We start from the raw sequence: 12657 nt of genomic DNA, 5'->3' as shown, positions 1-12657 counted from the left end.
TCAATTCCTATATGGTGCGATTGATGGAAAATGCCTTTCCTTTCTGACAACGAGAAACGCGCAATTTCAATTCCTATATGGTGCGATTGATGGGTTATTGAGTATTCAGAAAAATCGTATAATGAGGTAATTTCAATTCCTATATGGTGCGATTGATGGGGAGCCAGGCAGACACGTTTAGTTCTTGAAAAGGTTATTTCAATTCCTATATGGTGCGATTGATGGTAGTTTGCGCTGTATGGCACATTAGCCCAATATTGAATTTCAATTCCTATATGGTGCGATTGATGGTTACAGGCCGCAATTGAGCTTTGAAGTGCCTGGTGATTTCAATTCCTATATGGTGCGATTGATGGTAAACCCTGGTTTGATTGAGGCCTGGCGTAATATCATTTCAATTCCTATATGGTGCGATTGATGGCTCAAAAGTCAATCCTTGAAATTGTTTGCGCTGTAATTTCAATTCCTATATGGTGCGATTGATGGAACATATAATGACACAACAGGAACGAATTGATTATATTTCAATTCCTATATGGTGCGATTGATGGTTTGCCGGAAAAACTTTTGTAAAACTTTACGACCAAATTTCAATTCCTATATGGTGCGATTGATGGAACGTGTTTCACTTGCTACAGAAACGGCCTTGATTGAATTTCAATTCCTATATGGTGCGATTGATGGATTGTTTGCGCTGTGTGGCACATTAGCCCAATATTGAATTTCAATTCCTATATGGTGCGATTGATGGGAACATATAATGACACAACAGGAACGAATTGATTATATTTCAATTCCTATATGGTGCGATTGATGGTTATCTGCCCGTACTAAGAAATTTGTATATTTAGACATTTCAATTCCTATATGGTGCGATTGATGGTGACCGTAAGCTGAGCCACCATAACCCCAAAGCCTAATTTCAATTCCTATATGGTGCGATTGATGGGCCATCAGGTAGGATATTAGTACGGCCACCGCGAAATTTCAATTCCTATATGGTGCGATTGATGGAACTAAAAGAGGTACATAGAAACATACCACAGCTGCATTTCAATTCCTATATGGTGCGATTGATGGTCCAATCGCATTGCCCTCAACTGTAGCCCATATCAATTTCAATTCCTATATGGTGCGATTGATGGGGGGCGAAGGGTTTTTCGGCGAAAACTGGCTCGTAAATTTCAATTCCTATATGGTGCGATTGATGGTTAAACTGCCTTTTAATGCAAAAGGGCTTAATCTAATATTTCAATTCCTATATGGTGCGATTGATGGTTGACCGTAAGCTGAGCCACCATAACCCCAAAGCCTAATTTCAATTCCTATATGGTGCGATTGATGGCAAATAATACGTTTAAATATGATTTGAACGTAGAAAATTTCAATTCCTATATGGTGCGATTGATGGATACAAAAACTGGAATTACCTGAATGGCAGGACGATATTTCAATTCCTATATGGTGCGATTGATGGAGAGCCATCCGGCATGGATATGGGCCGGTTATGCAGAAATTTCAATTCCTATATGGTGCGATTGATGGTGTAGCAGCCTCATAATTACCTACATTCAAAGAAGTTATTTCAATTCCTATATGGTGCGATTGATGGCACTTTGTCCGGCTGTTCTTACTGAAAATTTATTCAATTTCAATTCCTATATGGTGCGATTGATGGATTACTTTAGATATAGATTTTGCGCACCCGTCATTTATTTCAATTCCTATATGGTGCGATTGATGGCCCTCAACGTTCCTATAGATGCTTTTAACCACTGCTATTTCAATTCCTATATGGTGCGATTGATGGTGTAGAACTGTAAAACAGTTGTTTTGTCTATATCTAATTTCAATTCCTATATGGTGCGATTGATGGCAATACGCGTTATGCACAAAAATGGGTACCAGCTACATTTCAATTCCTATATGGTGCGATTGATGGCGCTTACGTCTGCCTGTGCGCCGTGCGCGCCCTTAATTTCAATTCCTATATGGTGCGATTGATGGTCGGGTTAGCTTTACCATTTTCGATATTTGATAAATAATTTCAATTCCTATATGGTGCGATTGATGGATTCATCAAAATTTAAAATTATACCATCTGGTCTTGGATTTCAATTCCTATATGGTGCGATTGATGGAAGATAAAAATAACTATGGACAAGGGATTATCTGCAATTTCAATTCCTATATGGTGCGATTGATGGTAGCAGCTATTGAAGATTAAAACAAATTATTATTAATTTCAATTCCTATATGGTGCGATTGATGGAGCCCTCTGGCTGTCTGTGTGTGTTCCCGAAGGAAAATTTCAATTCCTATATGGTGCGATTGATGGATATAATGCCTTTCACCCTGTAATTGATTGGGGCTTCATTTCAATTCCTATATGGTGCGATTGATGGGTTAGTATCAAAAAGCATATAACAAAAACAAGTTCAATTTCAATTCCTATATGGTGCGATTGATGGCGATGAAATCGCAGCATGGGCTAAACTGGATTGGGGATTTCAATTCCTATATGGTGCGATTGATGGTTCTGGTCAAACCTGCCAGATTTATTGAATAATTCAATTTCAATTCCTATATGGTGCGATTGATGGTAACCAGAAGGCCATTGTAGACAATGGTTGGAGCAATTTCAATTCCTATATGGTGCGATTGATGGAATGACCAAGTTAATCTTTCTTACTCAAATCGTTTTATTTCAATTCCTATATGGTGCGATTGATGGTGACAGACGCAGAAAACCAAAGCAAATTATTTCAATTTCAATTCCTATATGGTGCGATTGATGGTACTTGAAAAGTCAATTTCAGACCGTGAGCGTTTAGATTTCAATTCCTATATGGTGCGATTGATGGTGCAGGGGCCAACGATTACAACAATAAAGGTATGTTATTTCAATTCCTATATGGTGCGATTGATGGCTTTGCCTTTAATTGGATTCTTTAACCTTTCAATTAAATTTCAATTCCTATATGGTGCGATTGATGGTTGGTGATGGATGCGCAGGCGGGTGCCGGGTTTGCTTATTTCAATTCCTATATGGTGCGATTGATGGACTTTTAACCTTCTCGTAGCTATGCAAAACCCTGAAAATTTCAATTCCTATATGGTGCGATTGATGGACCTCTTGCGAACTCGTCCGGCCTGCTCTATTTTTGCATTTCAATTCCTATATGGTGCGATTGATGGAGATGTGGAGTACTATAAACGCAAGTTGCAGTTATATTTCAATTCCTATATGGTGCGATTGATGGGCCTACGAGCAACTACACGGGGCTTGGATAGTTGAAAATTTCAATTCCTATATGGTGCGATTGATGGCGTATAAAGGAGCAAAGCCAAGAAGCTTTGCAGCTAATTTCAATTCCTATATGGTGCGATTGATGGTACCGGAAAATTCAAAATTTGAACTGACTGAAAAAAAATTTCAATTCCTATATGGTGCGATTGATGGTGGATAACCGTTGCGAGTATGTGTGGACGTATGATAATTTCAATTCCTATATGGTGCGATTGATGGCTAGCATCTGCATCAGTAAAAGAAAGTATTTTCTTTATTTCAATTCCTATATGGTGCGATTGATGGATAAATACAGACTTCCGGCATTACATGAATGGGGTGAATTTCAATTCCTATATGGTGCGATTGATGGTTTTTACGATTATACCGTTTCCAATATCAGCAGTTTTATTTCAATTCCTATATGGTGCGATTGATGGTTGTTGAGTTTAGGAACATATTTTGCAATTTTTGGCGAATTTCAATTCCTATATGGTGCGATTGATGGGGGAACCCGGAAACACTAACATTTTCACGGTTTTTCATTTCAATTCCTATATGGTGCGATTGATGGCATAACAATACTACAAATGCAACTTTAATACAGGCAAATTTCAATTCCTATATGGTGCGATTGATGGACCTTAAATAAAGTTTGTTTTTATAATTCTACGGCTATTTCAATTCCTATATGGTGCGATTGATGGTTGAAGATGACAAAGCTGATTAATAAACTAAAAGATTTCAATTCCTATATGGTGCGATTGATGGAACCAACATTGTTACGGCCGGAATTACAAACGCAATTTCAATTCCTATATGGTGCGATTGATGGCCATATTGTTTTAATACCCAGGTTCTGAATTTAGCCATTTCAATTCCTATATGGTGCGATTGATGGAATTGCTTTTATGCAGCGCTTAATAAGGATAAGCAATTTCAATTCCTATATGGTGCGATTGATGGTTCCTGGGCTGCTTTGCTGCCAGAATAAGAGGCCGAAATTTCAATTCCTATATGGTGCGATTGATGGATACGACTTCAATTACGATACTTAACCCCAATGTAAAATTTCAATTCCTATATGGTGCGATTGATGGGGATATGTTTATGATGTACCGGCACCCCAGTACTGAATTTCAATTCCTATATGGTGCGATTGATGGGGCAGAACAAGAGAGCAGGAAATATCAGGCATTTCGAGATTTCAATTCCTATATGGTGCGATTGATGGGATTTTAATTTTTTGTCATCCGGTGGAAATTATAGAATTTCAATTCCTATATGGTGCGATTGATGGCCTTATTATGACGAAACAAACGGGTATTATTATGAATTTCAATTCCTATATGGTGCGATTGATGGATACGGGCCGGACTGGATGACAACGCACGTGCAACGGGATTTCAATTCCTATATGGTGCGATTGATGGACCGAATACGCTATTTTCTCCAGAAACATTGTTTCTATTTCAATTCCTATATGGTGCGATTGATGGACTTTAAGGGGTATATACAAACGGGGCCGGCAAGTAGATTTCAATTCCTATATGGTGCGATTGATGGTTATAGTCTTTCATCCGACATAAGCACGGTTGAAAGAATTTCAATTCCTATATGGTGCGATTGATGGAACTAGGCGCATCAGTTGGAACCCTCTTCAAATCGATATTTCAATTCCTATATGGTGCGATTGATGGCTCCCTTTGTAATAACTTTACCCCCTTTTTTTAAATTATTTCAATTCCTATATGGTGCGATTGATGGTTGAAAAGAAGTTTAAAGCTATCGTAGGTGTTCTGAATTTCAATTCCTATATGGTGCGATTGATGGGTTGAAAGACATTACCGAGGCGTTGAAAAGTGACAACATTTCAATTCCTATATGGTGCGATTGATGGTATCTAGTAAGGCGGACTTATTAAAAGAGTCGAATGTAATTTCAATTCCTATATGGTGCGATTGATGGTTGTGCTGCTCTTCTGTCATTGTCGTGCCTTTTTGTATTTCAATTCCTATATGGTGCGATTGATGGTGTAAATAGAATCCATTGCTTCTAAGTCCGGTTTGTTATTTCAATTCCTATATGGTGCGATTGATGGTTGGAGGTATTGTAGCCACATTCTCTGGGTTTCCATATATTTCAATTCCTATATGGTGCGATTGATGGCCGTTGAAAAAACGGCTCAGATGATGTAAAAATAAGGTTTTTGGATGGAAAAATCAATCGAAAAGTCGTCGATGTATAATGAAAGGATTTTGCCTGTACATCGACGACTATTGATAATCAGTAAGTTGCCTGCTCAGTGTTAATTTTTTAGTATGTCAATGAACTGTTTTTATAGGCACCGACGACACCCCCCCCTACAGAAAATTATCGGTTGTCATCCTTTCAATACCTATAATTTCTTTGTCGAGCCACCTTTCTTCCCGGCTCTTAAAAATAATAATACTGTCGGTTTCTTCATTCATTATCTTCTTTGCGCCTATCAGCATTTCCTTCAGCTTTACTTCGGTTATTTCTCCTTCAAACACCGAATTCTGAATCCAGTTCAGGTACTTCCGGCAAAACTTAAGCATTTTGCCGACCCGCTTTTCGCCTATGTCATAAACAAGAATCACATACATAGCAGTTTATTATTTTTCTGTCAATGGGTCACCACAGCATCCTGAATGGTTTATATTCTTCTATACCCAAAATATGTTTTTGTAGCTTGTAGCACTCTAGCTTTATTAACTGCTTGTAAGACACATTGCGGCTCAGTTTCCGGTGCCTGAAAGTCTCTTTTAGTTTTTCTTCAAAGGCTTGCACAAATGTTTTCCGCGCCGAGTCTTTCATAACACAGGCGTTTAGCTCTTTTCTGAAATCGCCAGCTTTTATCTGATGCTTGTTCAGAACCGTAAATATGAGCCTGTCAATCAATATAGGTTTAAAAATCTCGGCCAGGTCTAAGGCCAGAGAATACCTCCGATAGCCGGGTTCATGCAAAAAGCTGATGGTAGGGTTTAATTGGGTATGATAGATCTGGCTCAGGCAAGCCGTATAACATAGCATATTGCCGAACGATATCAGGGTGTTAATTTCGTTGGTTGGTGGCTGTTTTGTGCGGTTCCCCATTTCAAAATCGTTGATTATCTCATCAAATCCTGCGTAATATGCCTGCCTGATATTCCCTTCAATGCCCATCAGTTCATCAATTTTTGTGGCATTGGGTATAAGTACGATGTAGCTGTTGATACGGTTAATAGCCTCTGCCAGATTCCGGCCCCGGTTGGCATAATAACTCAGATTTTTGAGCATATTAAACGCCGCACCGTCAATAATTTTACGGGCAATTATAAGTCGTTTTTTGTCAGAACTGTAATGCTTTGTCTGGTCTATCTGCATTTTGCCTGCCAGCAGATAATCTTTAGACATAAAGGAGCCTGTGTAATGCTCGTAATAATCGAAAAAATGAACAGATACATGGTTCTTACCCAGGAAATTATACAAAGCAGAATTGGCATCGAGGCTACCAAAACAATAGATGTTATCTACGGTTTCAATGGGAATGTAACGCGTTTGCTCTTCCACGTTATTTTCGTCGATGGGGGTAAAACTAAGCGTATTGTCGCGGCGCGACATCCTGCCCGGATTAAACAAGTAGTATGTTTTTTTCATGATACAGGTTTATTCTTCTCCAACCCAGCAAAATTCAAAGAAACTGCAAGACTTACATTTACTGACTGGCAGCCTGTCGGGGCAATGGCTCAGGGTAGCAATTTCATGAGTTTTTATAATGAGCGCTTCCAGTTGTTGTTGGTCAGAAGCCGAAAGGCTTACTTTTTCAGTAATACGAAGTTTTGGGTACTCAAGCAGCCCATAGTCGGCCCGGATACCGTTAAGCCGCAGCACATATAAATAAAACTGCACCTGCGCTACGTGGGCGTGCTCTTTTGCGTTTGATTTTTTTATTTCATGCACCACACCCGTTGAGGGGTCAAAGAAATCTATTTTTGCTGCCAGCGATATAAACTGGTAAGCAGGGTGGGGGAATTGCGCCGACACCTCAATTTCGGTGTATCGTTCGGCGCGTTGGGGGTAGCTTTCCTGCCCTATGAGCCTACCCTCAGCAACTATCTCAGAGGTATGTTCCATCCGGATGCCGTTGGCGTGTAGCCAGAGTTTCCGGTAACAAACCATCAGATAATTGACGAGGGTAGCTGTGATGGGCATGGTTTATAATTGATTCTCGTAGTCAAAACTTGTTAAAAGCTCTATCAGCTTTTCTTCTGCTTTTTCGAGGGCGTCTGAAGTTTCTCCTTTTGTTTGTATGTATCCTCCGGCTTGAAGTGTAATAAATGTGTTTACACCTTTCAGGTTTTCTTCAACAATTGGATTGGCTTTGTCTGAATCTTCTTCCGATAATTTTGCTCTAATGCTACCTGCTATCAGATTTGCATTATCACTAATTGATATTGCTAAAGTATCCATTAAGCTAAATGTTCTTGCCTGATTTGAGGTGATTCTCCAGTCAATGATTGCTTTAGCTAATCCTTTAATCCATTCTTTTCTTAATTCTTTTGGTGCTACAAGACATTTGCCAAATACGTTTTCCGATTCTTTCCATCCTTCTTCTTTTAGTTTATCAATAGTCTTATCTGACATTTCAGGTTCAAAACTATTTAATGAGACAGAAAATAAGCGTCTTAAATCAATTGCTATATCTGAAACAAACAAGCCTGAGGCTCTATCAGATGCATTTAGCCATTTTCTTGTTAGGCTTCGGTCTTTTCCGTCTAATAAGTCATTTATATCCTCATCTGACAATTGATTGCCTTTTTCATCTCTCACAACGATTAGATTATTAGGTCTTTCGCTTCTATCAAAAGATCCAGCTTCTTTTTGCATTCCTGCCAATAGTGGGTGTAAAGCTCGCATTGCAGAGATAGAAAGAGGGCTTCTTCTCTTTAGAGTCCTTTCTTTTTTAACCCCTTCAAGAGCTTTGGAAGCTTTCATCCATCCTCCAAATAATTGGTCTGCGAAAGTCGGATCACAAGTGCCAAAGACCTCTCCTTCATTGATTTCTTTCTTACCTTTTACATTTACAATTTCAGATATGAATGTAGTTGGAGAAGGCTTTTGATTAATTGCATCACATAATGTTTCAATTAATGAGCGTTTTACTTGTTGTCCACTTGAGAAAGGAATTCTTCTTCCAAATTGATTATCATAATAATATTTTTGGCCATCTGCAACACAAAACACTGTGTGTTCTGCTCGTTTTAAAGTTCTGATATAAATAGTATTCATATTTTTATTTAGTTTTTATTATTTTTTTCAACAAATGTGTAGTCAAATTTTAGTAATATGTGAAAGTATTCAAATTCTTCATTTGTCATCAAATGAGTTTCATTTCTAAAATTCCTAAGTTTTAATCTATCTTCTTCTTTTTCAAAGCCTTCTATCATTTCTGTCAGATTTGTTAAAAAAGCTTTTTTTGTTTTCGTTGAGAATAATTTTTCTAATAGAGTTTTTCTATCATTCTTACTCCCGCGGTTTCTATACTCTAAAAAGGTCTCCGCCAATTCAAGTGTATAATCTGTTATTTCATCTTTGTTTTTTGATATCATTGCTATAAGCCAGGTTTTATATGCGTAATAATTAAATGTATCTTCTTCTTTCTTTAATGAAATAGTTTTATCTTCTTTCATATACTTAACAAGCCCTTCAGGCCTAAGTGCTTGCAATCCTATACTGCCAAGCTCACAAGCGCGTTTAATGTGCATCCCAAAAAGAGCTTCAAAGCGTTTTTTGTCAGTATTTAATTCTCCGAATAATTGACGATAAATATCAATTATTCTACTGCCAGATTTTAGATAAAAAGGTATAAACCCTATAGTTTTGTTAGTTTGACCGAATCCGTATACGTAACCAGTTAATTCGCCTTGTGGATACAATTGAGAGAGACTAAAGAAAAGTTCTGACCAGTTTACAGTATTAACCTCTGCCAATGTCTCACTTACAGCAAAGATTTTTTGATTAGTTAATTCAGTAAAATCAAAGTCTTCCCTGTATTCATCTTTATCTAATGAATATTTCAACCACTGTCCATTCCAAGTATTTATTTGATTCCCCCTAAGTTTATCTAACCCATCATCTTCTAAGTATTTTCTATAAATTTTCCATCCTTCGAAAGTCTGTAAGGTAATTTTAGCATCATTATAAAGTATGGAAAACCCACCGGCTACTCCAATCCCTAGACCGCTGCCAATCCATGATAAGTAAATGTCATCGGGTGTTGTTGGTATAACTAAATCACTAACCAGGCCAGACGTGCTTGCGTATTCTTTTAATTCAGATGCAGGGAAACCGAGTGCAAAACTTGCGTCAGGTTCTGAATTTTCAACCTTTTCGAATAAGTTTTCGAGCTTCTCAATTCTTTCAGTATGAGTCAAAAGTTCAGGTTTTTGGCCTGTTTTCATTTGAACAAACGGAGAGTTGGTCACCCATTGCATATATTTAGCGTGATTATAGAATAACTCAAAATAAACTTCCTCAAAAAACTCTTTCGGAGATTTATTTACTTCATATTTTGCATTATATGCTTCTAAAAATGTTTTTCCAACAACGGTTGTTATCATAAAATTTGAAACTTAGAGTTAAAATTTTCTTCTTTTATTTCTTTAACAAATAGTCCTTTTTCTAGGTCATAGGCTTTATCAGGAATAATAAAAGGTTTATTCCCTTTTTCTGATTGATTCATTTTGCACACTGAAAAGTATCTGACGGGTATTTCCAATTCAAGCCTCCTTTCAAAGTTAGAATTTTCGTATTCATCCTGGTCTGATTCACGAATACATGATACGGAATCAATTTCAAGTAGTTGCATTAATATGGGTTCTCTACTATGGGTGAGTTTATCAATGCTAATTCTTCCATCAGACTTAAAAACTGCATGCTCTTCAATCTTTAAAAAGTTGATTTCTGTAAAAACTGTATCGATTTTTTGTTGAAGTTCACGTTCTTTAAGAATTTCGCCATTGCTTAATACATTGAAAGTCCGTTTCAAAATTTCAATGTCATAAGGTTTAGCATCCTTAGCGCTTTCAGGCGGAGCAATCACAAAAACATCTTTTATTGTTTCTGCATTTTCTGTAGTTCTTTTTCTATTTATTCGGCCAAACCTTTGAATAAGAGCATCTAAAGGAGCTGTTTCAGTTATCATAACATCAAAGCTTATATCCAGACTTACTTCAACAATTTGCGTGGAAACAACTATACATGCTTTATTTGAAGTATTAAATGTCTGTATCGGATTTCCTTCATTATCCAAGCCAATTAAATCTAGTTCTTTTTCATTTCTGTCACATCTTCTAAACCTGCTATGCAATAAAAGTTTATCAATTTCTGGATAGGACTCTTTAATCAAATCATAAACTTGCTGAGCTTTGTCAACAGTATTTAAAACGATTAGAACTTTCTCGTTATGAGTTGTTGAATTTGATATAATCTGATTAGCATCTTCAAATGAGTTAATTTTAAATACCCTGTGTCGATTAAACTTGTCTAGTTCTTCGTCTGAAAGGCTGGTTTCAAGTACATCATTTCCTAATAGCTCGATTATTTTTTTATATAGAATTGTTGGCATTGTAGCAGTTCCAATATGGATTCTACAATCATTTGCCTTTAAGATTTCAATTAGTTTTAAAACTATTGATTGAGAGATACCTGAATAAGTATGAATTTCATCTAGAATAATATCACAACTTTTTAAGTCAAGCAGTAATGCTTCATATCCTTTCATTCCAAAAGCAATTGCTGCCAATTGATGAGGAGTAAGAATTTTAATTGAGGACCCAAATAATGATTGTAAAACGCTTTCTTCTTCTTCATCGTTTTTTCTTTTCACAACACATGAAGCAGCATGTAAGACCCTAATGTCGAGTTCCGGATTAGTATCTTTAAGTGAATGTGCAACTCTTTTAAACATTGCATTAATTGATGCCTGAAAAGGTAAAGTATAAAACACTCTCCCTTTACATCTTTTAAAAAGGTAGTCAGTCTTGCCTGCACCTGTGCATGCTACAACTATGGTGTGTTTTTTTTCTGAGCGGAAATTATCAATTAATGATAAAGGATATAAAGCACTTGTTCTATTGAAAAAACAGAGATTTGGGTTTTTAAAAGCTTTTTTAATATGTTTTTCTGTATCATTAATAACGGCAGAAGCAAAGTGGTCTGCTCCCATTAGAAGTCCACGCCATTCTGAGTAACCCCTTTCTTTCGTTTTTTTCTTACAATATGTTATTACAAAATCTATGTTTTGAAGTGCTTGCGCCTTTGTAATAGTTGAGGCATGTATTCCTAAATTATTTAATAATTCAATGGCTTTAACGCTCCACTCTTCCCATTTTCCTAAATGATAATCCAAATAATCGTATCCTTTTTCTAAATCAAGTAGACCCTTTTCGCCTGCATCATTATTTACAGATTTATGATGCCCAATAATCATTTCTATTAAAGCTTCGTATTCGTCAGCAGGAAATATTGATAAAAAGAATAACGAGCTGATTTCGTGTCTGAATGTTTTACTTTTCCTCGCATTGCTAAAAAGACGCTCTTGAAACGCAGGATGTGCCTTGCCAATATCATGTAAAATAGCTCCTTTGTATGCTAATTCTTCATTTTTTTTAAGGTGTTTGGCAAATGCTTTAGCAGCAAATGCTACATGCAAAAGATGATCCTCCAAAGAAGTCCATTCCGGGCCTGATTTAGCGTATAACTTTTCCATTAGAATTGTTTTACAGGTGTGCCAACTATTTTAAGCCATCCATGCATTACGTCATTCGTTAGTCTGTGATAGCCGGCAATGAATGATTTTTCGTTTTTTTCAAAGATTAATTCATAGCCTGCAAATCGCTCAGTATCATTGTTGAAGTCGTATTTCGATACTTCTTCGAGTGATACTGGGAGCATTAAGTCTTCATTTCTGACAAGACAGATATGCTGGCTTAATGCTGATTCAGCATCTGCTTTAGTTAAAAAGGCAAGATGAAGCACAGGCTCTAATAAGATGCCTCTCAACAAAATAGCTTTAGGTCTATCGAAAAGAATTTGCTTTCCTTGTCGGGTAGAATTCCAACCTCGGGTTTGAATGACTTCTTGCTGAGAACTGATTTGAGTATATGAAAGTCTATGCCCAACTATCTTTTTTATTCCATTTTCTGATAACAACTCCGGAAACAACTTTTTTTCAATGCCTTCTACAATAGATGGCGTTAAAAATTGCTGAGAGAAAGTTTCACTGTCTCTTACCGCTGTCCATGGTTTAATAAAACCAAATTGACCGCTGTATTTAACTACATAGTATTTTTCCATAATTCTTT

At 37.0% G+C, this 12657-nt stretch carries 7 protein-coding genes and 1 CRISPR repeat array (1 of these 8 cut by a window edge); all 7 genes read right to left on the bottom strand.

The window, feature by feature from the left end; all coding sequences use genetic code 11:
• Nucleotides 1-5458: direct repeats of the CRISPR family, unit length 30 nt; unit sequence ATTTCAATTCCTATATGGTGCGATTGATGG; it reaches 2797 nt to the left of the window's first position.
• A gap of 194 nt (nt 5459-5652) precedes the next feature.
• The 7 genes from cas2 to C0V77_RS00685 are packed head-to-tail and all read right to left on the bottom strand — an operon-like array spanning nt 5653 to nt 12649.
• Complete coding sequence (gene cas2, locus C0V77_RS00715) at nt 5653-5916, bottom strand: CRISPR-associated endonuclease Cas2 (protein WP_101724395.1); 264 nt, start codon at nt 5914-5916, stop codon at nt 5653-5655.
• A gap of 28 nt (nt 5917-5944) precedes the next feature.
• Complete coding sequence (cas1b, locus tag C0V77_RS00710; RefSeq protein WP_101724394.1) at nt 5945-6949, bottom strand: type I-B CRISPR-associated endonuclease Cas1b; 1005 nt, start codon at nt 6947-6949, stop codon at nt 5945-5947.
• 9 nt (nt 6950-6958) lie between these two features.
• Nucleotides 6959-7504: a CRISPR-associated protein Cas4 gene (gene cas4 / locus C0V77_RS00705; RefSeq protein ID WP_101724393.1), complete on the bottom strand. Its 546-nt coding sequence runs from the start codon at nt 7502-7504 to the stop codon at nt 6959-6961.
• A 3-nt stretch (nt 7505-7507) separates the two neighbouring features.
• Nucleotides 7508-8581: a CRISPR-associated protein Cas7 gene (locus tag C0V77_RS00700; protein ID WP_101724392.1), complete on the bottom strand. Its 1074-nt coding sequence runs from the start codon at nt 8579-8581 to the stop codon at nt 7508-7510.
• 8 nt (nt 8582-8589) lie between these two features.
• Nucleotides 8590-9912 (bottom strand): hypothetical protein, encoded by a 1323-nt coding sequence (locus C0V77_RS00695; RefSeq protein WP_101724391.1) that lies wholly within the window; start codon nt 9910-9912, stop codon nt 8590-8592.
• A complete protein-coding gene (locus C0V77_RS00690) occupies nt 9909-12062 on the bottom strand; it encodes a CRISPR-associated helicase/endonuclease Cas3 (protein ID WP_101724390.1) in 2154 nt (717 codons plus the stop codon). The genes C0V77_RS00695 and C0V77_RS00690 overlap by 4 nt, the downstream gene beginning before the upstream one ends.
• Nucleotides 12062-12649, bottom strand: coding sequence for a hypothetical protein (locus C0V77_RS00685; protein WP_101724389.1), 588 nt, complete (start codon nt 12647-12649; stop codon nt 12062-12064). Before C0V77_RS00685 ends, C0V77_RS00690 begins: the two co-directional genes overlap by 1 nt.
• Between the last annotated feature and the right edge of the window lie 8 nt (nt 12650-12657).

Origin of the sequence: Emticicia sp. TH156 (assembly GCF_002855535.1) — a bacterium.
GTDB classification, from domain to species: domain Bacteria; phylum Bacteroidota; class Bacteroidia; order Cytophagales; family Spirosomataceae; genus Emticicia; species Emticicia fluvialis.
The sequence above is the reverse complement of the archived record's forward strand: the minus strand, read 5'-3'. Positions and strand labels throughout refer to the sequence as shown.